The following is a 26,620-nucleotide window of genomic DNA, read 5'->3' as shown; positions in this document are numbered from 1 at the left end:
CAAATAGATCAACTAAACATTTTTTAACCGCTGCATCTTCTAAATTCATAAAAGATGTTATCAAAGCTTGAGCCGTATGCGGGGAAACTCGCAAGTACGGTTCTTAGAGGGGTGGTAATTGGTAACTCTTACCGCCTACTCGACTATGCTTCTTGTGAAAGAATATTCAATCCGAAGCTTAAGGCTAAGCCCAGTTGTAGTTCTTTCAAATAATGATGGATGTGTGATTGCTAGATCAAATGAAGCTAAAGCTTTAGGTATACCTATGGCTTGCCCTTTATTTAAAATAAAAGATTTAGTAAAAAAACACGACATTCAAATATTCTCGTCTAATTATGAATTATATGGTGATATCTCAGCAAGAGTAATGACAACCCTTGCTAATAATGCTCCTAGAATAGAAATATATTCAATTGACGAAGCTTTTCTTGATCTTACGAATGTATGGAATATTGGAAGCTTTGCTTTAACTCTAAGACAGAAAGTTTTAAAAGAAATTGGAGTTCCTACTTGTATTGGAATAGCAAAAACTAAAACCCTTGCTAAACTTGCTAATCATTATGCAAAAAAACATACAACTACTGGCGTATTTATTATCGATGAAAATAACCGCATAGAATGTTTAAGAAACTTTCCTATTGAAGATATATGGGGAGTTGGTAGACAATTATCAATTAAACTAAAAGCATTAGGAATCAATACAGCTTTAGAACTTGCAAATATTGATCCTAAACAAATGCGAAAAGTGTACAACGTAATGCTTGAAAGGTTAATCTTAGAATTAAATGGCACTTCATGTTTTGAATTAGAAGATGTACCAAATAATAAAAAATCGATAGCCTCAACTCGCTCATTTGGAAAGCCAATTAAAGAATTAGATCAACTATCCGAAGCTGTTGCAAATTACGTAGCAAGAGGCGCTGAGAAAATCAGAAATCAAAATTCATACGCAAAAGCAATGTATGTTTTTGTTAGAACTAATAGGTTTAAAGAAGATTATTATCAAAATTCAATGATACATACCTTTACTGAACCTACTGATGATACAGGTTTTATGATTAGAACAGCTAAACAATTACTTGAAGAAATTTATATTCCTAATCTTGAATATAAAAAAGCTGGAGTAGTTTTTTTAGATTTATTACCTAAAGAAAAAGTTCAGACTACCCTCCTCCCTTCTCATATTCCAAATGAAAAGTTAATGAAAGTAATGGACAAACTTAATAATGATTTTGGTAAAGCTACAATATTTTTTGCTGCTCAAGGTGTTAAGCATGAGTGGCAAATGAAAGCTTCAAATAGATCGCCAAGATATACAACTAAATGGAATGAAATAATAAAAGTTGTATAAATTGCTATTAATTCAATTTTTTGTATTGACATTTTCTTAATTATTTATATATAATTTAATTAAAATTACACATTCTTGAGAGATAAAATGAATAATTATATTAACTTAAAGAAAGCTTGTAACACTAACGACTTAGAATTATTAAGAAATGAAATAAGCTTAGTCCCAGAAAATATGAGAAATTATTTTCTTAATAAGCTTGATACAACTACAGGAACTACTCTTTTACATTTAGCTATAAAAAATGAAGCTTTAGAAGTAGTAGAAGAGCTATTAAAGCATGGAGCTAATCCAAATAGCTTTGACTCTTTACAATATACTCCTTTGTTTGAAGCAGTTCTATTTAAGAATATAAATATTGTTAAAATACTTCTAAAATATGGGGCTAACCCTACCCTAAAGAATAAACTTAATTGTAGCCCTCGAGAACTAGCTGAAAAATATAACTTTTTTGAAATTACAGAAAATTTTAGTCAATATCACTATAAAAATTAATAATTATTTAACTATTTATCGCTATAACTAATATTATTGTAATATTTTAGCAAATTAATATATGAATATAGTTCTTATCGATGATGAAATAACTTATCATTCTACCCTAAGCTTATGTTCATTAGTAAATGGGTATAATTTAATGGCTTTTTTAAGCCCTAAAGAGGGTTTACAATATATTTTCGCAAATTCAGAGAATATTGATATTATATTACTTGATTTAATGATGCCTGAGATTGATGGTATCGAAGTACTAAAAAGACTTAAAAATAATAATAGTACAGCAAATATACCAGTAATTATCCAGACAGGCATTGCAAACCCTAATGCAACAAATCAATGCATGGCACTTGGTGCTAAAGCCTGCATCACAAAACCTTACTTTCCTAAAATAATCACTGAAGCAATACAGAATATAAAGATAAATTAGTTTCAAATGATTTTATTAATACAATTTTATCATAACACTATGATTTAAATGTAAAATTAACAAAACATAAATATTTAACATTTACCTTTATACTTTTATAAAGTAATTTATTAAAAAACCATATAAAGGACTATAATTATGTTTTCTAATGTAATTCCAAAAGGCTTAACGTTTATTGATTTACTAATAGTAGGTGTTTATTTAGCGGCAACTCTATTTTATGGTATATATAAGGGCAGAAACGTAAAAACTGTAAAAGAATTTGCTGTTGGTGATGGTAAATTTATAGCCCCAGTGCTACTTGCAACAATTGCAGCAACCTGGATAGGTGGCGGGTCGACATTTGGAAGTGTAGAAAGCGTTTATAAATATGGAATTAGCTATTTTGTTATTTTTCTAGGTGACGTAATTTCAGTTCTTATAATTTCTGAAATATTTGTATCGAAAATATATAAATTCAAAGGCTTAATATCGGCTGGTGAAATAATGGAAAGCTTTTTTGGTAAGCCAGCCAGAGTAATTACTGGTATATCTAGTACATTTATAGCGGCAGGATGGTTAGGTTTACAAATAATTGCAATCGGTTATTTATTTCACTCCTTTTTTAATATAACCCCTTTTACAGGTGCTTTAATTGGTAGTGGAATTGTAGTTATATACTCAGCATTCGGTGGTATTAAATCAGTAACTTACACTGATATTATACAATTTTATGCTTTAGCTATTGGAATTCCTTTAGCATGTTATTTAGGCTTAGAAAAAGTTGGTGGATACCAAGGATTGATACAGCAACTACCTACTGAACATTTAAAAATATTTCCAAGCTATTTACCTAAATGGAAAGTCATATACCTTCTTATAATATGGGCTATACCTTCTCTATTTCCTCAATTAATACAAAGAATATTGATGGCTAAAGATTCTAGTCATGCAATAAATTCATTTCGTTTAACTGCTGCTGTATTTGTTCCATTTTATTTTGTGGTTGCAACCATTGGGCTGATTGCATTTGTATTAAATCCTGAATTAGAGCCGAAACTTGCAATGCCTTATGTAATAACTGATGTTTTACCAAATGCAGCTAAAGGAATTTTACTTGCAGGATTGTTTGCTGTTCTAATGTCTACCGCAGATTCGGCTTTAAACGTAATAGCACTAAATGTAGTACACGATGTAATAAAACCATTAAGTAAAAATGACTTAAACCCAAAGACCGAACTACTTTGGATTAAATTAGCGACAGTTTTCCTTGGTTTTGGGGTAGTTTATATAGCAAGTTTTACTAAAAGTTTATTTGAAATAATCATATTAATTCAAAACTTTTGGCTACCAGTCATTACATTCCCTCTTATGTGCGGTGTATGGGGTTTTAAAGGTACATTACGTACTTTTATTATCTCTGGTATAATTGGAGGTTTTACCGCAATAAGCTGGAATGTTTTAGAGTTAGAAAGTAATTATGCAATTGGTAGTGTTTTACCAGCATTATTTGCTAATATGATAAGTTACACCATATTAACTCTTATAGATAGGCATTTAGGGTTTGTTGAATATGAAAAACAAAATAATCAGTCAAAATTTCAAAACAAACTAATCAAATTATTCAATCCAGTACTTAGTTTTATATTTTCACCGATCAAATCCATTATTAATTTTTCTAATGAAAGAGTGAAAATATATGGGGCAAACTATATCTCATTTGGAGCATTCGCAGTTTATAATTACGCAATACCATTCTTTATGTGGTCACCTCAAGCTATAAATATTAATAAGTCCTATGATTTAATAATAAGGACTATATCAGCTTTATTATGTATAAATTTATTATTGAAAGATTATTGGCCTGAAAAGCTTAAAAAGTTTTTTCCAACATATTGGCATTTAACTTTAATGTTCTGCTTTCCAGTTTCTACCACATATTTTTTCTTAAATTACTGCACAAATTTTTGGATTCTAAATCTCGCTCTATCATTATTTGCTTTATCAATTTTAGTAGATTGGCTTAGCTTTATAATTTTACAATCATTTGGTACGTATTTTGGTTTTATAATGTATAAAGCTCTACATAATAACGCAGCTATACATCTTTCAAATGAGCAAATATTCAATATCAGTTATATCTCAATATTCGCTATATTAATGGGGTTAATCTTTACAAGATATAAAGAAAAGCCTTTTGAACAATCTATTAAGTATGAAATAGGAAAAAGAGAAAGTATAGATGAAGCAGTTATTTCTGCCCTTTCTATTCCTACTCGTTTCTTAAATAATCTTAGCCATGAAACTAAAACACCTGTACAGGGGATTTTAACAGCTATAGAATTTCTTAATAATGATTGGGAAAAACTTACACAAGAAGCCAAGAGTAAAATATTAAGTACATTAAAGGCTGATGCAGCACGCTTAGAAAGTTACCATTCAAATATTTTAGATAAGGCTAAATACATTGTAGGAAAGGTTGATTTATTCATTACACATGAAAATTTGAATAATTTGGTTGAACAAACTTTATTAAATATCAAAGAAAGCGCAAGAAATAAAAACCTATCTATAGAAACTGTATTTTATGAAGAAATTAACTTAAAAATAGATAAGGAAAAAATCGAAAAAATAATATTAAGTTTAATTCATAATGCAATTAAATTTAATAAAGAAAATGGCTCAATTAAAATTGAATTAAATTTAATTGATAACAATATTTTATTTGCAATTACTGATACAGGTATTGGTATTCCTAAAGAAGAATTAGAGGTTATATTTGAACCATTTTATGAAAGCTCTCGTACTAAATCAAATGCTGGGGGTAGAGGTTTATCTTTGAGTATAAGCAAAAATATTATAGAAGCTCATGGTGGAAAAATTTGGGCAGAACATAATTATCCAGAGGGTTCTATTATAAAATTTATTTTACCTTATAATAAAAATGAAAATTGAAATATTTGAAATACAGAATTTTGATTTAGAACATGAAATAGCTGATGTTTACCTAAATTCTTGGATAACAACTTATAAAGATTTATTCGATGAAAATTTAGTCAATAGCGTTAAAAAGGAAGATATTATAAACAGAAGAAGAAGACTTTTATCTCTTAAACACGCATGTACATTTATTGCAGTGTACGAAAAGAAAGTAATTGGGTTTTGTGATTTAGGGAAATTTAGAGTTCATGAAAATATTGAAATTTCTAATCAAAGGCAAATTTACTCGAAACCAGGTGAAATTTATATGATGTATATTCTTGAAAAATTTCAACGTCAGGGGATTGGGAAAAAACTTTTTGGACAAGCATCGAAATTTTTAGAACAAACGAATCTATATCCCTTTATACTTTGGACTTTAAAAAATAATAAAATGGCTTGTAATTTTTATGAGAAATTAGGTGGGAGAATCTATGGGTCCATTGATATCCCTGTTGATAAAAAAAGATATATAGAAATTGCTTACATTTTTGATGATGATTCAAAGCCAGTTATAAATACACAATTAAATTCTTGTTAACTATTGACATAGTATTAATAAGATTGTAATAAATATAAGATCTCCCTCTTCTTAAATAATCTCTCGAAATGAAATCATTATTTCGGGAGTTCGTATGTCTAGAGTACGCTATAATCTTTACCATACTGATGTTGACCTTATTACTGTTAAGGCCAATGATGTAGTATTGAATCAAGAAAAACCTTCTTTTTTAAGAGAAATAGTCTTAGGTACATATAAACAAAATGCTAGCTTAAGAGAATATTACTTTCATAGAAATATTGCCATTGATAATGCCGCACTTGAGGTGGATAATTACCCTTACTACGTATGCTTTCATGGTCATAATGAATATGATTTTGAAGGGTTGGACTATAATAATGTTTATACAGCTAATTTCTTAGCCACTGACTTATCTAATGTATTGATATTTGATACAGTTTTTTCTCAAAGCAATTTCGATTTCTGCAAATTTCAAAATACAATATTTATTAATGTAAAATTTGGTAAAAACTGTACCTTTTATAATACTGATTTTAGGGGTGCTATTTTTATTAACTGCAATTTCCAAGATGTGTCATCAGAAGCTTTCAAAAATACATTTATTAGTAATAGATCAAAAAACCTTAAGAAGATAAGCGCAAATTATAATTTTGATTTTGATACAACTTTTAAGGAAGAATCTTTTCACTTAGAAATTATGGAGAATTTTCTTTCACAAGTTAAAAATGAATATGATTTAGAACTAACAATACCAAAAGAATATCAATTATCTGCAAATCCTAATAAATTAATTACATCTAATACTGAAAATAATGAACAAATTTTACCATTAGATAATACAAAACATAATAATTCCTCTAAAGAATATAAAAAATTAGCTTTCTTAGTTTTAGCAATCTCCTCTATTTGTCTAAGTTTAACCTATTACAGTGCTCTTCAATCAGTTTTAATAGGAATTATAACAAGTACATCATTAAAATTTATATATGACCTATCTTCATACTTAAGCGATCAAATAAAGTATGTCCTAGTAAAATTCAAAGAAGAATTATTAACTCTTAAAAAAGAGTACTTTCAAATCAAAGAAAAAATTTGCGGTAAAGATATAATTAATGTACCTGATCCTTCTCCTTCAACTACCCTTTATTCAGCATTTTCATTTGATGCTAATGATCAAAAAGAACAGAGAGCATTAGTAGAGAAAGAACAAAGCAATCAAATTGAGAGAGTGTTATGAAAGAAACTACAATCAAATCCTTTGAGCTTTATTTATTAGAAAATAACATAGAGCTAAGAGTTAAAGACAAAGATTTGTTTGAATATACATTTAAAATAAACAAAAAAAATATATTAGCTTTAGGATTATTACAAAGACTTAGCATAAATAACTTTTTTGAAGAAATAACCGATAATACCTTTAAAATTTCTGATAATATAATAGAGATTTTACCACTTAGCTTTATAACAATTGAACAATATGAAAAAGAGTTAAGACAGAATCTTATAGATAATTATATAGCCAATCTTGATACTCATTATAATAATACCTTAGAAGCTCGTAGAAGTTTATATTCCAAAGAACAAAGTATAAACGAAGATTTTTTAAATCAATCAAGAATCATTTTAGAAGTAATTTATAGCGATATAGAAATTGAAGATATCTTACCTCCTATCTTTACGTGGATTGACCATGAAGTATCTACAAAGAAATATAATAACTTTAGTAAAATTATAAAATACGCCCCTTTTTTGAAAAATATGGGTGGATATTCTAATTATTTAGAAAATTATGTAGACGCAGCTCCACACCTCCATAGTTCAGAAGTAAGCCTAGTGTTACCCTTAAATACTAAAAAACTTTCTATCTTTCTAAGAAATAATCCTGAATATAATGAGGTTTTAAGCCCATTTACAACTAATACTTTTGTTCATAGATATGAATTATCAAATAAAAAGAATTTATTTATCACTGAAAAGCAAGAATTAGTAAGAATAAAAGATAAGAATTCTTTAATTCAATTTCATGACAATAAAGAAGATTATAAAACATTCATAATAGGAAGTTTAACCGTATCTTTTATAGGTACAGCTGTGCTAGCGACTCCTAATATAGCGTATAAAGTATTTTTAGATAAAGTAATCCCTGTACAACTAGGATTAGGGTTTTTAGCTTCAAAAACTTTAAAACCTGCAACGGAATTTTTACATGGAAATCTTAATGATGTATTAGATTTATTAAATGATAATATTAATTTAGAGATCTTAACAGACCCAAATTGGGCAAATGAAATTAAATTAAGTAAATTCCTAAGAAGAAATTTTAATGCTGAATTTGCTATTTTACATGTAGAGGAAATTTGTATTCAAGTTCCTCAAAAATGCAGTATTCCATTACAGAAAGTCATTTCTTCAATAAATAACTTATGCATAATAGAACAAAAGTATTTAATAGGCTCATTTAAAACTCAATTCAAAATTAAAATAAATGATTTAAATAAATTAATTTTAAATCTAACAAGCCTTTATTTATCAAAAGAAGTTCTTTGTAATAACTTTAAGTATTCTGAAAAGGAAGAATTTAAAATAGATGAAAATTTACAAATAAGGAACGTTGGACAAGAATTATCAAATAAATTGATTATACAAGTAATACAAACGGTAGGTACTATTAATTACGCTAATTCATATGAAAAACGCATAGAATTAGAAAAGATTGAAAATTTAGTATTATTAACTAAAGGTACAATATTAAAATTACTGAAGTTAGAACAAAGTAATTCTACTTCTAAAACGATTCATATTCCTAAAGCTGAAATAAAGAAAAACTATAGTTATATTCAACAATTAATTGATAAAAGTATAATTCAGCTTATGTATAATAAAGAGTTAGAATTATATGAGATTAGTATAATCAACTTTAAAAATGTAAAACAAATCCTTACAGGAATATCTTTTTTAAGTAACACTTTAGAAAGTAATATTCGTAATGAAATATTCTTAGAATTTGAAGGTATAACTACTAATACACCCTCCCCTACCCGTAATTATTTATGCATACGTAATAATGGTAATATTCAAAATACACATACATTAGAAAACACAATCATTTCATTAAAAGATTTAAAAAAGACCTTTGTTGAAAATTCAATGATAAGGAATTTCATTATTAAAAAACATTTCAATGAATTTGATTTTCACATATTTTTACTTTCAATGAAAAACAAAGTTTTAACTTCTCTCTCTTCTCTTATACCACCTTTTGCAAATACTATTCTTAAATTAGAAATACAAAAAAGAGAAGATATTAGAAATAATAAGTTTAGTAATCTTTTAAACAACCAAGATTTTGCTTTTTTATTCGTAAATGAACTTAAAAAAGTAGGTAGTAAAACCTCTAATTTCTTCTTTACTAATGTACGCGCATTTTCAGTGAAGTGTATTTTAAAGGTTTTAAACTTACTTATAAAAGAATCTTATATAGATGAAACTAAGATTGATTTCGATAAGGAAAATTATGAAAAAGAACTGGATAATCTAAATACATTAGCTGTGTCTTCAAACTCTATTGAAAAAAGAGACAGAGTTACAACTTGTATTCTACCACTAGGCTCACAAACATATAAAGGTGATAACATCAAATCATATTCGGATTTGGAAAAACTTAATGATAGTCAATATTCTTATAACTATCTTAAAAGATACGCCATGAACCAGATATTCAGATTTACAACTGAAAACAATGATTTAAGAAAAAGAGTACTATCTGATATTTCAAAAGATTAATTTACAAAGTTTAAGTTTTGAAAAAGTGAAAAACTGCAGTTTTGTAATTATTCACTTTTTCAGTTTTTAAATTATTTAGTTTTTCCTCTTTGATCTAATAAATCATTTTCATTAATTATAAAGCCTAAGGCTTTTAATGCTTTTAAAATAACAGTTTTTTCAGTATCTTCAGGATGATCTATTAAATACCTTTTGATTTGAATTTTTACATCAAAGGGAACGTCAGCAACGATTCTACCTTTTTTACCTTCGTATGATTTAGAAACTTGTTGATTTTCCTTTTGAAGATTTTTTTTATCTGTATCATTAGCTGAATCAGCCTTTTTTAATTTACTTTCATTATTATTTGATACACTTTCATTTTTAGGTTCAGAGTAAGAAACATTTGGCGTTGCGGAAGGTCTCTTACTTAATATGCTATTTAATGATTTTGACATATAATTACTCAATATAAAATTTCATTTTATCAGAATTGAAAAATTGCAGTTTTTCAATTTGTCACTTTTTCAGTTTTGTAATTTCTTTCATTATTGCTGCTATATCTCTTGAAGCTGCACCATTAGGATCTGTTACACAAGGAGACAATCCATTAATTCCAGTCTCAGGGTAGGCAACTCTTAAATACATTTCTGCTTGAAGTAAAAAGTCACCATAACCATTTACTTCTAATTCTTTACGAACATGTTTTGCAATAATTGTACCTTGTTGAGACATTGTTATTACAAGTCTATAAATAATAGGGTTACCTTTTCTCTCTTTAGTTTCATTAATCTCATTAATCAGATCAATTGTTTCAATAGCTGCAACCAAATCATCTGCTGATGGTTTTAATGGAACAATAACTAAATCGCTTGCTACTAATGCCTTTACTGTAGTTTTATTACTAAAACCTGGCGTATCTACTATAATAGGATTGTAGTTTTCCTTAAGCTCTTCTATTTTTAAATCAACTATCTCTTCAGGTTCAGCCACTACACATAAATCTTTAAGAGGACCATCTTCTGAATGTCTATTTATAATACTTCCCTGTGGATCTGCATCAACGACAGCTACCTTAAAACCTCTTTGAAAATAATAACCAGCTATACTTCTAGCTAAGGATGATTTTCCTGTACCACCTTTTGAAGTGGCTAACGTAATTACATGTGGTAACATTTTTACTCCTAATTATAAACTTTAAAAACTGCAGTTTTTCACTTTTTCAAATATTCAATATTTAAGTTTTTAAAAACTTCATTTTTAGATATTATTATAGATTTCAAAGAAAAACAAGATCTTAAGTTAAAACTGCAATTTATCAGAATTACAAAACTGCAGTTTTTCACTTTTTACATTTTTAAGTTTTTAAAGTTTATACTTCCTCATTACATAGTTCAGAATAATAAACATTTATATCAGTATTAATCATATAACTCTTAGAAACTTTAAAAGTTATAAGCTGGCTAAAAAGAGGATTATTGAAGAAAGTAAATATTTCTAAATCATTTGTATTTAAAATAAACGAATTAGATTCTATTCCATTTATCAGATGTATAGATAATATTGCATTAACTTTATTTTCAAAACCAAATTCCTTTAGCAACAAACTTATGTAACTTTGTAAATCATTGTAAGGTATGTTGACAATTCTATTTGAATACACTTCCAGATGATTATAGAAAGCTCTCTGATCTTTTATAGCTTTGTTATCGGCAATTATATTATTATAACAATCTAAAGTTATATCTTTATAATATACTTTTAAGTCTTCCGAAGAAAATTTGCTTAATATGATATTTTTAATATTAAGGTTATGAAGTACATTTGCGGTGGTTATATCATTTACGAAATAATAATGATTATTATAACCAAGAGGAATACACTTAACTTTGTTTAGTATTTCTTCAAAACTGCCAAGATTATGGTTAACTAAATTTATTAAATGATTTAAAGAAGCAAGTTTAGCTTTATTAGGAACGTATTTTGATAATTTATAAATTTCAAGAGGTGAGGGCGTTACAAACGAAATATGCACCTCTAAGTTAGTTTTCTCATGAATTTTATATTTTAGGTTTTCATATAAAGGTTTAATATTTTCAGCCTGATTATAAAACAAAACATGAATCTTATTATTTTTAATAGTTACGCCTTTTAGATTTATTTCTAACGTTTCATTCAATTCTTCTGCTTTATCATTTAGTATATTGATTACAATATCATTGATAGTTTTATCATCAGTATTATTATTTTCTACAGCATGAATAACTTCATTGAGTTGCTTCTGCGAATCAAAAGCTAGTTTATCCACTTGAGATAGATAATTATCTGATAAAGCTTTTTCAACGAATCCACGAGGATTAGTAATGTTACCTTTAGCTAATCTGTATTTAATATATTGAATATTTTTTGATAAGATTTCATTAGGCCTATTAGCAGTTAATTCTTCAAGCCTTTTGATTTCTATTTTAAAAGTTAAAGATATTTCTTTTAGTAGACTATATCTATAATCTCTAGAAATTTTAACTTCTTGAGAAGAAGGGGTTTCATCAATTGAAACTAAATCTTGTAACTTTAAAGTATAGGTTGAATTGTTACTTGGATTATAATTTATGACCGTAACGCCTAATCTTATTAACTTATCATAAGCAAGCATGAAGAAATTTGTTTGGTCTTCTCTTTTACTTCTTAATCTTTTAGTTTCAAGTATTCCTTTCTCTCTAAGAGATTTTATATATTTAAAAAATGTGGTTCTACTAAAAAGCTTTGTTTGTTCTAAAAACTTTTTTGCAGATAATTCTGCCCAATATTTTCCATCATGAAAACATTCGGTTTTATTGTACTTTTTAGCATGATTTATATAAAAGTTGATCTTTTTTAAGATCTCCCTTTCTTCGAGTGTCAATATATCACCAGTTACGTTATTGAAACGTAAGTTAATGTACTGACAAATGTTGCTAGTCATAACATTCCCATAAAATTTTTATATTAAGGTGTTGACTTGACCTTTTAGGAATGCTATTATCAGGTTTAGGAAATTGATTTAGCATTTTAGCATTTTACTAAAAGTGTTCAAATCTTAAAAAAACAGCCCTCCGCCAAGAGGGCTTTTTTTATATCTTAAATAATATTAACTGCTTCTCTTCTCCTAATGATTCATACATACTTTTTGCTTTTTTAACGTAACTAAATACGGCATGTCTTATAAGATGTGATTTAGAAAAGCCAGTATCACGAGCTAATATTTCAAGAAACTCTAAAGATTCATCATCTATAGTTACAAATTCTTGTTTACGTTTTTTTGCCATTTTAACTACCTATCTATCAATAAGCCTTTTTATTTTTTATGTAAATAATGTACTTTATGTAAATTACAATAAAAAACATTAGTTTACAATAATATACATTACTCTACTGTACTGATTTAAGGGTGTCAATAACTTTTTAACAATTATTAAAATTAAATCTTTCTTGCGTATAATTTAAAAACAAGAAGGCTTTCTCAATACTTTTTTTTACTCAATTATTAATTTTTAAAAATTAAAACCGTATTTTTTATCATTTTTAATGAGTTTAAAAGTTTAATTTTATGTAGTTATTAATATTTATATTTACTTTATTACATGTAAATAAGAGGTCAGTATTTGTACTCTTTAAAAGTTCATTTTCTTTAGTCTTATTAAGCGTCTTGGTAATTCTGTATTTAAATGGTCGTAATTTTTTTAAAGTATAAAACTTATATTTGCGTAATTTCTTAATACTGTATTACCTATTTATTTCTTTATATTAATATTACATGTATATGAGGGTCTGTTTTCTGAACTCTCTCAATGTTAACTTTCTTAACGTAACTTGAGGCGTTATAAAGAAAGTAGGATAAATAATTGGATGCTTAAACTTGGAGCCATGATATTATTTGATTTTGCTAGTTTTATTTTAACTCCTAAACTTTTTTAATAAGTATCTGAATATATATGAAAAATATTAAATTTTAAATTAGTTAAACAAATATTAATGGATTGTTAACCATTAAATGGTAAGATACACTTCATTAATTAGTTTTAAATATTAATAGATTGAATTTAATAGTTTTATGAATAATTTTTCACCTACACATTTTTCCATCCCTACTAATATAGTAATAGTAGATGATGATGAAGAGTTTTTGGAAGCATTATTAAGTGCGTTACCAGATAATAGAAATCACTATACCGTATTTAGTGATCCTTTAAAGGCAATTGATTATCTTATAAATAATAAAGAAATTTCGTTATTAGATATTAAAGGATACTTGAATAAATATAATGATGAAAAAGCTGTGTATTTAGATCAAGAAGAGGTTTTTGAAAGATTATCTAATCCAGATAGATTCTCAAATATATCAATGTTGGTTATCGACTATCAAATGAAAACCTTGAATGGTCTTGAGCTACTAAAAAAAATCAAAAATAAAAATTTAAAGAAGGTTTTATTAACAGGTGTAGCTGATGAGGTAATAGCAAATAAAGCTTTTAATGAAGGTCTCATTGATAATTACATTAAAAAACAAGATACGGACGGTCTTAAAAAGTTAATTCAGTTAATAGATCAATATAATTCATCTTACTATAATTTAGAATTACCTGGGCAGGATGAAACTCCATTAGCAGAGATATTTTACAATTCTTGCTACAAAAAACTTGCTGATGAAATATTAAATAAGGAACAAATAGTAGAATATTATCTTATTGATAATAAAGGAAGCCTATTATTATTTGATGCAAAAGGTAATGGTAGTGCTTTACTAATTACGAATGAAAGTGAAATTAAGCATGATATTAAATTTATGGAAGAAGAGGAATATCCTGAAAATATAGTAAATGAACTTAAACTTTATCGTAAAATGTTATTTTGCTATGACTTTCTTGAATATGATAGAAAAGAATTAACTAAAAACTTATATCCAATATATTGTTTTGATGAAGAAAATAAATATTACTATGCTTTTATAAACAATATTAAGCGAATCGACTTACAAAACCACACATTCTTTGAGTCATATAGAAATAAAAAACTTTGTAATAATTAAAATGAATAAGATATTTAAAAATATATATAATTTTTGTTATATTAAAACACAAGTTATTAAGCCTCAATTTCACGGATTCTCTGTTTATGGTTTAATAAGTTACGTATTTGCATGTATAACAGGCGCTGAATATTGTTGTGATATATACACATTATTAGGGCTTACTATTTATTTTTTGATGTATTTTAAAGAAGAGCTTTGGCCTCAAAAATTAGAAAAATATCATTGCGTATATTGGTATTTTGCACTTCTGTATTGTCTACCATTTTTATCCACTTACTTAATATATAATTATAATGCTAAGCTTGATACTATAATTGGGAATGCATTATCTTTGTTTATGTTAGCAATTTTAACGGATTGGCTTAGTTATATAATATTATTAGTACTGGGTTTTTCTATAGCTTTATTAATTTATCTAAACAAGATTGGCTTTAATATTAATGTGCATGATTTGATATATACTGAACAATGTTTTGTTATTATTTATAGTTATATAATCTCTTTTGTAATAGTGACCTTCTTTTCAAGAAACCGTTATTTAATTGAACAAGAGAAAATAAATCACTTTAAATTTGTTAGCAGTATATTATCACATGAATTAAATACTCCTATAGCTTCATTAAAAGCATTAAATAATGCAATTGATGAAAATCTACCTGTTTTTTTAGATGCCTATGAAAAAGCAAAAGAAATGGGAATACCCGTTAAAAGAATTAGCGATACAAAATATAAAAGCCTAATAAAAACTATAAATAATGTTAATAATACTTTGAAGAAAATAAATAATATAAATGAGATATTTAGGGTAAAACTTAATGATACACTTGAAGAAAAAAAATTTAATAAAGTTAAAATTCAGGATTGTATATCAAATGCATTAAAAGATTACCATTTTAGTAGGTCAGAAAAGCATAAAATTAAATGGATTCAGGATTATAATTTTGAATTTAAAGGTGATGAAATTTTAATCAAACATGTTTTATTTAATTTAATAAAAAATGCTCTCCATTTTTCAACTGAAAAAAGTTTTATAGAGATAAAATGTAAAAAAGAAGTTAATAAGAATATTCTAGTATTTAGAGATACTGGTAAAGGGATCGCTGCTGATATTTTACCTTATATATTTGAGCGTTTTTTTACTAAAACAGAATATGGGGCAGGCATAGGACTTTCTTTTAGTCAACTTGTAATGAGAAAGATTGGAGGAGAGATTATTTGTGCATCTGAAGAGGGAAGGTATACAGAGTTTAAATTAATATTTCCAGAAATAAATTAGTATTTGAGATTCTTATCAATATTTGAAATTCTATGAAACATAACAGGTGCTATTTTCTTTATTGGTGGATTATATATTACAGGATTTGGACTTGATAAAGGGTTATCACATATCAAAGTGTAAGAATTATCATTATTAACAATAATCCTGCGAAAAATATATTCACCTGTTTCTAAATGCACAATACAGTTCATATTATGTAGTTCATATATTTCATTATGGCAAACTTTGCCAGCAACGTAATCCCCAACATTAAACTTTGGGCTCATTTCTTGAGTATCAATAAAATAAATTATGATGTCTGAATAAAGAGTCTTTATAATCTCTATTTCTTTTAAAGTATCAATTTTCGAATTTGCAGGGAGTGATTTAGTAGTAGGCATTACTAAAAAAGAAGAACTTTCTTTAGTGAATATTGGTTCATAGCCAGTGCCATGTCTTATCCATTCCTCAGTAACAGATATACCCTCTTTCCTAAATATCTCTAAACAACGCTTAATACCCTTATCGGTGAGAGGTAATCTACCGTTTTCCCATGAAAAAAGAGTGCTGGAACTTAAATCATATTTTTTTTCAATAGTTTCTCTGGATATGCCTATCATTTGCCTTAGAAACCTTATACGTTCTCTATCATTCATTATAATATTTCATACAAAATTAATACTTTCTTTTTATCTCCAATAACTCCTTATGTAAATTCATATGTTAAAAAGAAAAATATAAAAAATACGAAACATTCGTATTTTTTACTTGCAACCTACCAAATTATTATTAATATAAGAATAGGTTTAGGAAGAAACTGAAGGCTTACGACATAATACGAGATATTCGTATTTATAAAAATTATAAAATTAATATTTTATATCAAATTTTAAAATTTAGATAGTTGAGAAGGAAGAGGGAAAAATGTCATTTAAATTAGAGCCAACTGATTTTTTGCAGTTTAAGCTAATATTAAATGGTTTAAGAGAGATTACTCAATTTTCTAAGAAAGAAATAAATAAAATGATAGAAGATATTAATTTTATGCTTAAAAAATATGGCTGTGATCTAAATGATCTCAAAATCATTCTTGAAAATGAGATTAATGAAAGGTCACAGCTTGAAAGAGCGAAATTAAGGGTAAAAACATGGAAACGAAATTAGCAGAATTAATAAATCGGTTAGGGTTATTAATTAAAACAAATCTTGACTTAACACATGAGCAAATTCAATTGGTTAAAGATATAAATGTAACTATTGCTGATTTAATAAATAAAGCTGAGGAGAAATTAATGGTTTCAAGTTTTAAATTTACCAAAAAAGAAATAATAAAAGCAACACTTCTAACTATTACGGTAGTTATATTACAAAGTGATTTAGCTTTAGCGGCAGGAAATAAAGATGCATGGGGAGAAGCTCATAGGGTTTCAAATGAACTCTATGAATCATTTCAGCGTTTTGTCTTACCTGGAATGCTTCTAATTATATGGGGCGGATACGTACTAAATTGGATTAAAAATGGTAAACCCGAAACTTTAATTACCGTAAGTTTAGCGATTGCTTCATTGATAATAGCAAATCTTAAGCGTTTTCTAAGTATTTTTGGAGTTTCATTTTAGATCAAATAATGTCTGTAGTTTATAAATCATTATCAGAACCTATAAGATTTTTAGGAGTAAGCATAGAAGTTTGGTATGTTTGCTTAGGCGCAGTTGCCGCTGCTGCTTTTTTCCTTCCTATGGTTTTTGATATAGATATAAACTTATGCATATTAGTAGGTGCTTTTTTATCTTCTTTTTTAGTTATTTATTGCCGTAAACAACAAAAAAAAGATCCATTTTTTGTAAAAATAGTAATTGCAAATATTAGTAATCCATTTTTGTTAAAATCATTAAATAAAAAGGTAAAATATGTTAGCTAAAATTCTGCCTTTTACTGAAACCAAGCAAAAAACAGATTATTATTTTTATGCTGATGAAATTCCTTTATTAGAAGTTTTAAAGGATGGAAAAACTATTGTCACAAAAGAAGGGCATTTACTACAAGTAATTAAATTAAGTGGCATTGACTATACTTGCCTGACAGAAGAAGACAATATAAATCATTATAATTTGAGACATAACTTCCTTAAGAAAATAGATTCTAATTTTAGTTACTGTTTTCATTCAATTAGAAAAAAGGCTGGAAAGCTTACTCTTACTAACAACAGTGAAAATCCTTATTTAAAAGAAATAGTGGACTTATCATTAAAAAGGGTAGGTGAAGTATATATTCAACAGGATTATATAGTTATTAGTGTTCTAGCTAGAAAAGGTAAATCTATAAACTTGCTTGATATAGAACGCTCGACTATTTCCTTAAATGAAAAGGTAACAGAAGTTATAAATTATTTTAATTATATAGCGCCAAAAATACTTAACGTAAATAATGAACTTTTAAACTTTTGGAAAGATTACGTTAATGGCTCAAGTGACTATCTAAATCCACTTAAAAGGGAGAATAATTTAGTAGATTTGGGTTATAAATTAGGTCTAACAAATGTAGAGATGGACCCATTTACTGGAGTTATAACTTACGAAGACAAAGATAAAAATGAAAAAAGATATTGTAAATATGTAGTAATTAAGGAGCTTTCTAAAGAAATTTATTCTTGGATGTTTACAAAACTAAATGAAATGCCAATTGAGTATAATTTATATCAAATTGTAAAAGGCCTTAATAAAGAAAAAACCCTTAAAGAGATTGAAAGTAGGCAAGGTAAACTTGCTATGATCAAGAGGTTTGCTCAAACAAGTGTAATGGAGCTTGAAGAAATAGGAGAAAAAGTAAGTTTTGATGAGTTAAATATTCCTAAGCAAACCTTCACTTTAAGAATAAAAGCTTCAAGCCAAGAGGATCTTGATAATTCATACAGTCAAGTAAGAGCGTTATTCAATCAATTTGGTATTGATATAACTTTTGAAACTTTAAATATTAAAGCAGCTTTCTTTGGTGTGTATCCAGATTTTTATGAATCACTTGTAAAAGCCAGGGGAAGAGAAGTAACCTCAATGAATGTTGCTTCGTCTATAAATTTTATTGCGTCTGATCATGGTTTTACTAAATGTGATTTTGGTAATGAACCTGTAGCTTATTTTAGAACTCCAGGTAATAGTTATTACGGGTTTATATTTCATGATAGTGATGAAGAAAAAGTTAAAGGGCATACCTTAATATTTGGTTCTTCAGGACGTGGAAAAACTACTCTTATCACTTATCTTTTATTGAATTGCCTTAAATACAAAGACTTACGGATTCTTGGTTTTGATAGTAAAAGTGGTATGAAAATATTCACTGAAGCATTTGATGGAGCTTATTCTGATCCGATAAATGATAAAATAAAGCTTAATCCCTTTTCGTTACCTGATTCGATGAAAAATAGAGCATTTTTAGAAAATTTCTTAGTTAGTTTAGCGGGAAATGTTACTGATCAGCAAGCAAACGTAATAAGGAAAAATGTAAGCGATTTTTATAATGCTAAACATTCTGACGTTATAACTCTTTCAAAGGCTCTTGTTTCTTTTATAAGTAATGAGAAAGATTCTTCATCTTTAAAGTCTAAATTAAGTAAATGGACAAAAGAATATACGGCCCATAATGACTCGAATGTCTTTGCGAGCCTTTTTGATAATAAAGAAGATGACCTTGCGTTTCAGAAAAGAATAGTATGCTTTGATATGGACGAAGCATTAAAGGATGAAAAAATAATAGAACCACTTGCGACATATATTTTTCATGCCTTTATGGACTATACGCAAAGAGAAAATGTACCATTTGTGTGCGTTATCGATGAATTGCATAAATTTATAACACACCCTTTATTTGCTAGATTTATAGACATTGCAGTAAGAGAATGGCGTAAAGTTACTGGCGCTATTATAGGTGTTATTCAAGATGTTAAAACCGTTATTGAAACACCAGCAGGTCAATCATTTATAAATAATATGGCGACAGCTATTTTCTTTCCTAATAGTAGCGCTAAAGATCAAAAAAAATATTACATAGAATCATTAGGTTTAAACGAAAGTGAGTTTAACTGGATTGTTAATTGTACTGAACCTTATCAAGTTCTTGTTAAAAAGAAAGAAAGTGGAAAATCAGTAATACTAGATGTAAACCTATCACATTTAGGTAAAAACCTAAAATTACTTAGTTCTCAAAAAGACAATGTAGAAGCTATGAAATCATATAAACAACAATATCCAGATAATTGGATAGAAAAATATTTGGGGGAATAAATGAATAAAATGATTAAAAACCTTATGATAACAACCGTTTTAAGTACCTGTCTATTAAATCAATCAACTCAAGCCTTAGGTCCAATACCTGGAGGTGCGTACGTAGTTAATGACCCAGGGGCATATGGAAAATTTGAAGCTAATTTAGAAGCTTTAAATAAAATGATTACTAACTTGAAGCAAAACACTAGTGAAATAAAGCAAATGCGCTCGGGTTTAGAAGGTAATTACAACAAAGGTATAGGTTTAGACCAAGATATAAGTAAAATTAGAAATAATATAAAAAATCAAATACCTGTATTTCATAAGTTGATAGCAAACAGTAGTAATTCAGATATCAGTAATTACGAAGTAATAAGTAAAGCATTAGATGATACTTTTGTTCCTTCTTCTAAAGAAATGTCTTACCTATTTGAAAACCAAAGAAATGAAGTGAGACAAAGAGCTTTAAAAGATCTGATTATAAATTCTCAAAGTAATTTAAGTGAATCTGAAAGATCCTTAAAAAATGCTGAAAGGCTTGCTCAAGAAATCAACACAACTAAAGATTTAGCTGAAAAAGCTGATTTAGAAAATAGATATTTAGCTGAAATTTTAGTAGCTATACTTAAAATATCAAGAACTCTTGATAAATTAGCAGTAGCTGAAGCAACCTCTAAATATGTTGGTGTAGAATCTGAAGTAAGTGAGAATACTAAGAAAAGGAAAGGTATAATACCGACCACTGAGCAAATCTTAGAAAATTCGAGAAAAAATCTAAATAATCCAAAGAAAAAACTTGAATTTGATGAATGTACTTCTGCTTTAAAAGCTATGGGGTATTGTAAATGATAAATATTGCTGTATTTGCCGCAAATTTTACTAAAGGTTTACCTATTACATTAGCTGTATTATATGATGGTATAGGACAATCCTTTGCGTCATTTTACGGTGCAATAATAGCTGTTTTTTATATTTATTATTTTATGCAATTAAGAGCTGGGTCTTCAAAATTAGACCTAACTAATCTTTGTATGATAACAATAGGTATTCCTTTCGCATTATCAATTGCAACAAATAGCACATTTTTTATCAATACCATTTATAAGCCTTTAGATCATTTTATAACTAAAATGCCTCAGTTCATATTGTCATTGATTTCTAATGAAGGAAGTAATGTCTTTGATGAATTTCACAACATGACAGTTAAAATTAATAATTTATCAGATAAAATTACGGCCGATACAGAAACCTCAATAATAGGTTTTAAACTAACGAGCTGGAAGATCACTATTTTAGCTTGGATTATTGAATTTATATTCTTTATTTTATCTCTTTATATAGCGTATTTATTTATATTAGGAAATATTGCTGGAATAGTATTATTCTGTACGGCTCCTATAACAATTCCTTTAGCAGTATTTCCTGAAAGCCGTAAATATTTTAAAGCAATGATTAAAGGGTATTTTCATTACAATTTACCTCCAATATTTGCAACCTTAATAGTGGCAATTACAATTAATGTCATAAAATTAAAAATAGGTAGTGAAGTAGATGCTTTACTCAATTCAAACGAACCTCCACATAACCTGGTGGAATTACTTTTTTCAATATTAGGATATTCTTTAATAACCTTATTTTTAATAAAGCGTTCTTATGAATTATCCGATGCTATTCTTTCAGGAAGCACTTCACAAGGTTTTCAAGGTGCAGCCACAATGCTTGCTACCGCTACAGGTAGTTTTTTAGGTACTTCAGCTGGTAAGATTCTTGGTGGTCTTGCTCAAAAAAGTAAAGGTACTATCTCAAATATTAGTACCGAGATGGCTAAGGAATTTGGTAACAACCATAGTTTTATAATTAAAAAGTAAGAGAGCTGATATGAAAAAGTTTTTGATTGTTTGTTTATTAATTCTAGGCGGGTGTAGTTCATCAGCGAATTCCGTATTGGGACCTAAAAAAAATACTAGTTACGATTACAGAAGTCCTTGCGCTGGTGACTGTAAAAACATGAAGAGGCTTAAAAATCATGCAGATAATTGATGATACTAAAGAAAATTCAATCACGCTTTTTCAAACTTATATAAAAGAAGCGCGCTTAAATGAAATTCTTTCTAAAAATAATAAACTCTTAACTGTGCTTTTAGGTTTTGCTTTTTTAGTCATATTAGTTTTAGGGCTAGTTATTGCTGCTTATAAACCAAAACCATTATTTGTTATTCTGTCGGATACGGATAGCGTAGCCTTTAAAGTAATGCCTAGTATTGAAGAACAAGGAGATAATGAGAGAAATCTAACTATAAAATATTTCCTAAGAAAATATGTACAAAATAGACACGGGATTGAAGGCTTTAATAAAGATATACAAAGAGTAGCGTTTTTAAAAACTTATTCTGACCCAGAATTACTTAAATCAGCGGCAAAAGAATACAATGATTACATCAATAAGCTAAGTAACTACAAAAGGAAAGTGGTTATAAAATCTGCTACCTTACTTTCTAATAATACTGCGGTAATTGATTTTGATACGATTGATGTTTCACCAAATGAGAAAAGGATTTCTAAATCTTGGAAAGCTGAAATAGGTTTTGAACTTCAGGGTGAAAGAATTGTTACCCATGAAAGAGCAGATAGTAATCCTATAGGTCTTTTAATTACTTCTTACACAATTGAGGCAAAAAATGATGAAAAAGAAAGTGATTAAGTATTTAGGATTAAGTACATTCCTTATAACATTCCAATTATTATCATTAAATATCACTTTAGCTGAAGTGGTGAGCGATGAAATTTCTGCTGTAGAAGATAAATTAAAAGAAGAAAGTAAAGATTTATTAAATACATCTATAGAAATGGACGCAATTCAGCATGTACTTGCTAAATCTAAAAATCCTGAAACTATAATTGAAGTAGACTTCGATCGTAAGAAAACTATTCCCTTAACTTTGAGGTTATTCTCTACTACCACAATAGTTCTACCAGAAAGAATTAAAAGCTTTATTTTAGGTGATAGGGTAGGGTTTTGGGGAGAAATCGTACCTGATAATAAGACTGATTTAGTATTAAAAGCCTTAACCTCAGGGGTTGATACTGACATAAAAGTTTATGGTGAATCAGGAACTAGATATGTTTTTTACATCAAAAGTATAAATACCAATTCAACTGAAAAACCTCATTTTCTTGTTTATGTAAATAATAGAGTAATTGATCCTTTAGGTATTTTTCAATTATATAGTAGTAATTTAGAAGAACCAAATCTTTCAAAAAAATTTGAAATTGCTCAAAAAAGATATGATTTCTTAGAAACTGGCGTGGACCCAGATAAAATAAATACCAAATATGATATTTTAGCCTCTCCAGGCTCTGAAGATATTGCACCTATCGCAGTATATGATAATGGTGAATTTACTTATTTCGATTACCGCAAACCGTTCTTTACTGGTCGCTATCCCGTTATATATGTTGTACGTGATGGTTATGACAATCTCGTTAATAGAGAACATGCTGACGGGTTTGTAATTGTTAAAACTATTTCTCTTGAAAACTTTACTATCCGACATGGTGATAAAGTAGTTTGCGTTAAAAGGAGAAAATGATGGATAAGACTAAAGCTCTGATTATCGCAAGTATAGTTTTTGTATTATTTGGTCTAGGAACTCTCCTTCTTTACTTAAGAAATGTAGATTCACATAATAATAATGCAAAAAATATTATTATTCATAAATCTAATCAGAAGGAAGGTAATTTACCTGAAGATTTTTTTCCAGAACATAATGAAGAAGTCAAAGAAGAAATAGTAGAAGCGCCAAAGCCTGAGCATTTGTTCAAATATAATGAAATAGATGATGATTCTATAAAAATTAGAAAGCAACGTGAAGAATTAATAAAACTGAAACATGCTGAAAGAGCTAGGCAACATATTCTTCTTGATTCAAAAGATGATAATAAGTTCATATTAAGAGAAAACCAACAATCTAACTTACTTCTTCGTGATATTGAAGAACCAATAGCAACAACTACTGCTCCTATAAATTTAAAAAGAACGTTAGTGGCAGGAAGTATAATAGATGTAACGCTTTATAATGAAACCCTATCTACCTTATCGGGTAAAATATTAGGTCAGGTATCAGAAAATATATATGCCTCTCATGGTAATAAAATATTAATTCCAAGAGGGTCAAGCATTATGGGCTCTTATAAGCCTTTATCCAAAGTAGGGGATGATAGATTAAATATGATTATCACAAAGATAATCACTCCTGATGGCAGATTTATAAAATTTACAAATGAAACTTTGCTTTCAGATCAAGAAGGAAAATCAGGGTTAGCAGGAGAATTAGATAACAAATTAAAAGAAAAATATGGAATGGCGCTGCTTGTTGCAACAATTGCAGCAAGTTCGCAGTTAGCAATTCCAATTTATGATGAACGAGGAAGAGCCGTAGCAAATTCTATACAGAGAGAATTTAATCAGGTTAATGCTAAGTCTTTAGAGAAAAACTTAGATATTAATCCAACTATAAGAGTACCTAAAGCTACTCTCGCTCAGTTAATTATTGAGGATAATATTATATTTCCTGAACCTGATGAAGCGGTCGTAATGGGACAAATAATTGAAGGGAGAAAATAATGCTAAGATTAATATTAAGCGTGTTTTTAATATCATTTGCTATTTGGAGTGCTAGTGCAGAAGTGGATAAACCAAATAAGAAAATTGTAAGGCTTTCAGTTGAAAATATTAAAGAAAAGCAAGTTGCTAAGATTAGTGAAGTAAAAGATAAAGGCGTTGAGTATGGTATTAATAATATGAAACTTATAGGTAATATAAGTGATGTTAAAGATAACGGAACCAATCAAAAGAATAAGATACAATGGCATAGTGCCACTTTAAATGATAAAACAATTCCTCTTTCTAAAACTTTTGAAAGTGATATTACGGTAAAAAAAGAAAAAGGTTTAGAAGTAGGTGATAAAATAAATGCTATAGGCGACCCTCAAGTTCTCGTTGAAGCATATGAAGCATTAAAAAAACAACAGATAAGAGAGGACAAAAAAGAAAATATCAAACAACCTAATTATAATTCAACTAACCCCTCATTTGTTGGGGGTTATGGTAACGCACAGAAAGAAAAGACACTTCCTGAAATTAAGGATATTTTTACTGCAAAGCAAAAACCTGTAGTACTTAAAACTACTGACGGCTGTGAAATTAAAGTAGACTTAGCTTCTATGAAAGCGATTGTTCAAGAGCAAACATTAATTGATGGTGTACCTCAAAATGACTGTAAAGAATCAACCACCATCTTTCCAATCGTAAAGGATTATGACTCATGTGGTGTAAACATTAAGATAGATGAGGGAAGGGTATATAATCAATATAAGTTAAATTACACTAATAATTCTAACGGATCTGTAATTCCTGTAGAAGGGTGTAAAGATGATTTAGATCAAATTATAAGCATTGAAGAGACAACTGATGGCTGTAAAGTCACTGAAACTGATGTGGGTCCATTAGTATATAAAAGAAGATACTACGTTTTAAATGGTAGAATGAAAGAATTAGCCCCTGGGTGTTATGCAGAAGATAATACTAATTTCCATACAGAAGATTGTGAAGACCGCTATACACATTTTATTAAAACTAATGAAAATGGTGGTTATTCTAAAATAAATAAAAGCACTTTTTACATTGAAAATGGTCAAAAAATTTATGTAGGAGAAAGATGTACTCCTTCTGGCGATGCTTTAGAACATTTTTACAAAGATTGTGGTTATGATAACAATGACCTAGATAAAATATCAAAATTCAAAGTTTCAACCTATATTAAAGATCAAGAAAAGGAAATATTAGTTGAAGGTTGTAAGACTATCTTAGATATACCTTATTCATTATTATCAAATGCTGCATATGTAAAAGAAGAAACCCAGTCTGGGGCTAGAATTCATTTAAGAAATGAAAATATTTTTAACGCAGCTACGAATAATCCATTAATTTATGCTGGAGATATTTTAAATTATTTCCCTCAAACAAATGAAGGTTACGGAACCTTAATAAGTAGAGTAGATCCAAAATTTAAATACCATGCAAAAAAATATAATTTTGGCGAATTGAAAGCCTCATATGGTTTATCAAACGGAGATCATGGTTATAGTCCTTACATAACTGATGTTTATGAATATTGTTTAATGGATAATCCTAGAAATAGTAAACCTTGGATAGCTAATGGAACAGTTGTTAATGATATTCTAAGTGATCAATTACCGTATTGGAAAGTTTCATTATATAATACTGGTAGAACTAAAGATAGAAAAAATCAACCAATATTTAAGCTTGATTGTACAGAACCTAAATGTGATTTAGTAACTTTTAATAAATATAAAACCTATAAAAGAGGTGATGGTTCATTATTCATAAATAAACAGGAATTAATTGGTAAGGAGAAGGTCTGTGGTACAGGAACTTTATTAGATGAATTAAATACCCCAGAGGTGCAAAAATATTTAAAAGAAATAGGTAAGTAG

23 protein-coding genes and 1 pseudogene are annotated in these 26,620 nt (G+C 28.0%); 19 read left to right on the top strand and 5 right to left on the bottom strand.

What is annotated here, in order from left to right; translation table 11 throughout:
- Positions 1-54 precede the first annotated feature (54 nt).
- From J0H68_09750 to J0H68_09720, 7 genes and pseudogenes are all read left to right on the top strand, one after another.
- Positions 55-1,351, top strand: a pseudogene (locus J0H68_09750) (Y-family DNA polymerase).
- An 87-nt stretch (positions 1,352-1,438) separates the two neighbouring features.
- Positions 1,439-1,846 (top strand): ankyrin repeat domain-containing protein, encoded by a 408-nt coding sequence (locus J0H68_09745; GenBank protein MBN8828976.1) that lies wholly within the window; start codon positions 1,439-1,441, stop codon positions 1,844-1,846.
- Between the two features lie 61 nt (positions 1,847-1,907).
- Positions 1,908-2,276: a response regulator gene (locus tag J0H68_09740; GenBank protein ID MBN8828975.1), complete on the top strand. Its 369-nt coding sequence runs from the start codon at positions 1,908-1,910 to the stop codon at positions 2,274-2,276.
- A 138-nt stretch (positions 2,277-2,414) separates the two neighbouring features.
- Positions 2,415-5,210 carry a hypothetical protein gene (locus J0H68_09735; protein MBN8828974.1) on the top strand — a complete coding sequence of 932 codons (2,796 nt, stop codon included), beginning with the start codon at positions 2,415-2,417 and terminating at the stop codon, positions 5,208-5,210.
- Positions 5,200-5,775 carry a GNAT family N-acetyltransferase gene (locus J0H68_09730; GenBank protein MBN8828973.1) on the top strand — a complete coding sequence of 192 codons (576 nt, stop codon included), beginning with the start codon at positions 5,200-5,202 and terminating at the stop codon, positions 5,773-5,775. The genes J0H68_09735 and J0H68_09730 overlap by 11 nt, the downstream gene beginning before the upstream one ends.
- A 94-nt stretch (positions 5,776-5,869) precedes the next feature.
- Positions 5,870-6,994 carry a pentapeptide repeat-containing protein gene (locus J0H68_09725; protein MBN8828972.1) on the top strand — a complete coding sequence of 375 codons (1,125 nt, stop codon included), beginning with the start codon at positions 5,870-5,872 and terminating at the stop codon, positions 6,992-6,994.
- A complete protein-coding gene (locus tag J0H68_09720) occupies positions 6,991-9,540 on the top strand; it encodes a hypothetical protein (protein ID MBN8828971.1) in 2,550 nt (849 codons plus the stop codon). The genes J0H68_09725 and J0H68_09720 overlap by 4 nt, the downstream gene beginning before the upstream one ends.
- Before the next feature lie 71 nt (positions 9,541-9,611).
- Here J0H68_09720 and J0H68_09715 read toward each other — a convergent pair whose 3' ends face one another.
- The 4 genes from J0H68_09715 to J0H68_09700 all read right to left on the bottom strand — a co-directional run bounded on the left by J0H68_09715 (position 9,612) and on the right by J0H68_09700 (position 12,824).
- Positions 9,612-9,977: a hypothetical protein gene (locus J0H68_09715; protein MBN8828970.1), complete on the bottom strand. Its 366-nt coding sequence runs from the start codon at positions 9,975-9,977 to the stop codon at positions 9,612-9,614.
- 61 nt (positions 9,978-10,038) lie between these two features.
- Positions 10,039-10,695 carry a ParA family protein gene (locus tag J0H68_09710; protein MBN8828969.1) on the bottom strand — a complete coding sequence of 219 codons (657 nt, stop codon included), beginning with the start codon at positions 10,693-10,695 and terminating at the stop codon, positions 10,039-10,041.
- Between the two features lie 196 nt (positions 10,696-10,891).
- Positions 10,892-12,481, bottom strand: coding sequence for a hypothetical protein (locus J0H68_09705; protein ID MBN8828968.1), 1,590 nt, complete (start codon positions 12,479-12,481; stop codon positions 10,892-10,894).
- A 148-nt stretch (positions 12,482-12,629) separates the two neighbouring features.
- Positions 12,630-12,824 (bottom strand): ribbon-helix-helix protein, CopG family, encoded by a 195-nt coding sequence (locus J0H68_09700; GenBank protein ID MBN8828967.1) that lies wholly within the window; start codon positions 12,822-12,824, stop codon positions 12,630-12,632.
- Between the two features lie 785 nt (positions 12,825-13,609).
- Between J0H68_09700 and J0H68_09695 the strand changes: the two genes are divergently transcribed.
- Together J0H68_09695 and J0H68_09690 are read left to right on the top strand one after the other, a co-directional pair.
- Entirely contained in the window at positions 13,610-14,584 is a 975-nt protein-coding gene (locus tag J0H68_09695; protein MBN8828966.1) for a response regulator, read from the top strand.
- A 1-nt stretch (position 14,585) separates the two neighbouring features.
- On the top strand, positions 14,586-15,863 hold the full coding sequence (locus J0H68_09690; protein MBN8828965.1) for a HAMP domain-containing histidine kinase: 1,278 nt from the start codon (positions 14,586-14,588) through the stop codon (positions 15,861-15,863).
- On the opposite strand, the gene J0H68_09685 is transcribed toward J0H68_09690, so the two are convergent.
- Entirely contained in the window at positions 15,860-16,501 is a 642-nt protein-coding gene (locus J0H68_09685) for a hypothetical protein (GenBank protein MBN8828964.1), read from the bottom strand. The genes J0H68_09690 and J0H68_09685 overlap by 4 nt on opposite strands.
- A 268-nt stretch (positions 16,502-16,769) precedes the next feature.
- Here J0H68_09685 and J0H68_09680 point away from each other — a divergent pair, with 268 nt between their 5' ends.
- The 10 genes from J0H68_09680 to J0H68_09635 all read left to right on the top strand — a co-directional run bounded on the left by J0H68_09680 (position 16,770) and on the right by J0H68_09635 (position 26,620).
- Positions 16,770-17,009, top strand: a complete 240-nt coding sequence (locus J0H68_09680; protein MBN8828963.1) for a hypothetical protein — start codon at positions 16,770-16,772, stop codon at positions 17,007-17,009.
- Positions 16,994-17,464 carry a hypothetical protein gene (locus J0H68_09675; GenBank protein ID MBN8828962.1) on the top strand — a complete coding sequence of 157 codons (471 nt, stop codon included), beginning with the start codon at positions 16,994-16,996 and terminating at the stop codon, positions 17,462-17,464. The genes J0H68_09680 and J0H68_09675 overlap by 16 nt, the downstream gene beginning before the upstream one ends.
- Positions 17,465-17,472: 8 nt before the next feature.
- The gene (locus tag J0H68_09670) at positions 17,473-17,766 is read left to right on the top strand and encodes a hypothetical protein (protein MBN8828961.1); all 294 of its coding nucleotides are present in this window, start codon (positions 17,473-17,475) and stop codon (positions 17,764-17,766) included.
- Entirely contained in the window at positions 17,756-20,122 is a 2,367-nt protein-coding gene (locus J0H68_09665; GenBank protein MBN8828960.1) for a hypothetical protein, read from the top strand. Before J0H68_09670 ends, J0H68_09665 begins: the two co-directional genes overlap by 11 nt.
- Complete coding sequence (locus J0H68_09660) at positions 20,123-20,953, top strand: hypothetical protein (protein MBN8828959.1); 831 nt, start codon at positions 20,123-20,125, stop codon at positions 20,951-20,953. It abuts the gene before it with no gap.
- Positions 20,950-21,972, top strand: coding sequence for a type IV secretion system protein (locus tag J0H68_09655; protein ID MBN8828958.1), 1,023 nt, complete (start codon positions 20,950-20,952; stop codon positions 21,970-21,972). The genes J0H68_09660 and J0H68_09655 overlap by 4 nt, the downstream gene beginning before the upstream one ends.
- Before the next feature lie 158 nt (positions 21,973-22,130).
- Entirely contained in the window at positions 22,131-22,805 is a 675-nt protein-coding gene (locus J0H68_09650; protein MBN8828957.1) for a hypothetical protein, read from the top strand.
- The gene (locus J0H68_09645; protein MBN8828956.1) at positions 22,783-23,694 is read left to right on the top strand and encodes a TrbG/VirB9 family P-type conjugative transfer protein; all 912 of its coding nucleotides are present in this window, start codon (positions 22,783-22,785) and stop codon (positions 23,692-23,694) included. The genes J0H68_09650 and J0H68_09645 overlap by 23 nt, the downstream gene beginning before the upstream one ends.
- A complete protein-coding gene (locus tag J0H68_09640) occupies positions 23,694-24,728 on the top strand; it encodes a TrbI/VirB10 family protein (protein MBN8828955.1) in 1,035 nt (344 codons plus the stop codon). Before J0H68_09645 ends, J0H68_09640 begins: the two co-directional genes overlap by 1 nt.
- Entirely contained in the window at positions 24,728-26,620 is a 1,893-nt protein-coding gene (locus J0H68_09635; GenBank protein ID MBN8828954.1) for a hypothetical protein, read from the top strand. Before J0H68_09640 ends, J0H68_09635 begins: the two co-directional genes overlap by 1 nt.

The organism is Sphingobacteriia bacterium (assembly GCA_017304685.1).
In the GTDB taxonomy this organism is placed as follows: Bacteria; Pseudomonadota; Alphaproteobacteria; order Rickettsiales; family 33-17; genus JAFKLR01.
The sequence above is the reverse complement of the archived record's forward strand: the minus strand, read 5'-3'. Positions and strand labels throughout refer to the sequence as shown.

Excerpts from the sequence above, each read along its gene's own strand:
- J0H68_09745 (MBN8828976.1), top strand. The coding sequence starts at position 1,439 with ATGAATAATTATATTAACTTAAAGAAAGCTTGTAACACTAACGACTTA.
- J0H68_09740 (MBN8828975.1), top strand. The coding sequence starts at position 1,908 with ATGAATATAGTTCTTATCGATGATGAAATAACTTATCATTCTACCCTA.
- J0H68_09735 (MBN8828974.1), top strand. The coding sequence starts at position 2,415 with ATGTTTTCTAATGTAATTCCAAAAGGCTTAACGTTTATTGATTTACTA.
- J0H68_09730 (MBN8828973.1), top strand. The coding sequence starts at position 5,200 with ATGAAAATTGAAATATTTGAAATACAGAATTTTGATTTAGAACATGAA.
- J0H68_09725 (MBN8828972.1), top strand. The coding sequence starts at position 5,870 with ATGTCTAGAGTACGCTATAATCTTTACCATACTGATGTTGACCTTATT.
- J0H68_09720 (MBN8828971.1), top strand. The coding sequence starts at position 6,991 with ATGAAAGAAACTACAATCAAATCCTTTGAGCTTTATTTATTAGAAAAT.
- J0H68_09715 (MBN8828970.1), bottom strand. The coding sequence starts at position 9,977 with ATGTCAAAATCATTAAATAGCATATTAAGTAAGAGACCTTCCGCAACG.
- J0H68_09710 (MBN8828969.1), bottom strand. The coding sequence starts at position 10,695 with ATGTTACCACATGTAATTACGTTAGCCACTTCAAAAGGTGGTACAGGA.
- J0H68_09705 (MBN8828968.1), bottom strand. The coding sequence starts at position 12,481 with ATGACTAGCAACATTTGTCAGTACATTAACTTACGTTTCAATAACGTA.
- J0H68_09700 (MBN8828967.1), bottom strand. The coding sequence starts at position 12,824 with ATGGCAAAAAAACGTAAACAAGAATTTGTAACTATAGATGATGAATCT.
- J0H68_09695 (MBN8828966.1), top strand. The coding sequence starts at position 13,610 with ATGAATAATTTTTCACCTACACATTTTTCCATCCCTACTAATATAGTA.
- J0H68_09690 (MBN8828965.1), top strand. The coding sequence starts at position 14,586 with ATGAATAAGATATTTAAAAATATATATAATTTTTGTTATATTAAAACA.
- J0H68_09685 (MBN8828964.1), bottom strand. The coding sequence starts at position 16,501 with ATGAATGATAGAGAACGTATAAGGTTTCTAAGGCAAATGATAGGCATA.
- J0H68_09680 (MBN8828963.1), top strand. The coding sequence starts at position 16,770 with ATGTCATTTAAATTAGAGCCAACTGATTTTTTGCAGTTTAAGCTAATA.
- J0H68_09675 (MBN8828962.1), top strand. The coding sequence starts at position 16,994 with ATGGAAACGAAATTAGCAGAATTAATAAATCGGTTAGGGTTATTAATT.
- J0H68_09670 (MBN8828961.1), top strand. The coding sequence starts at position 17,473 with ATGTCTGTAGTTTATAAATCATTATCAGAACCTATAAGATTTTTAGGA.
- J0H68_09665 (MBN8828960.1), top strand. The coding sequence starts at position 17,756 with ATGTTAGCTAAAATTCTGCCTTTTACTGAAACCAAGCAAAAAACAGAT.
- J0H68_09660 (MBN8828959.1), top strand. The coding sequence starts at position 20,123 with ATGAATAAAATGATTAAAAACCTTATGATAACAACCGTTTTAAGTACC.
- J0H68_09655 (MBN8828958.1), top strand. The coding sequence starts at position 20,950 with ATGATAAATATTGCTGTATTTGCCGCAAATTTTACTAAAGGTTTACCT.
- J0H68_09650 (MBN8828957.1), top strand. The coding sequence starts at position 22,131 with ATGCAGATAATTGATGATACTAAAGAAAATTCAATCACGCTTTTTCAA.
- J0H68_09645 (MBN8828956.1), top strand. The coding sequence starts at position 22,783 with ATGATGAAAAAGAAAGTGATTAAGTATTTAGGATTAAGTACATTCCTT.
- J0H68_09640 (MBN8828955.1), top strand. The coding sequence starts at position 23,694 with ATGGATAAGACTAAAGCTCTGATTATCGCAAGTATAGTTTTTGTATTA.
- J0H68_09635 (MBN8828954.1), top strand. The coding sequence starts at position 24,728 with ATGCTAAGATTAATATTAAGCGTGTTTTTAATATCATTTGCTATTTGG.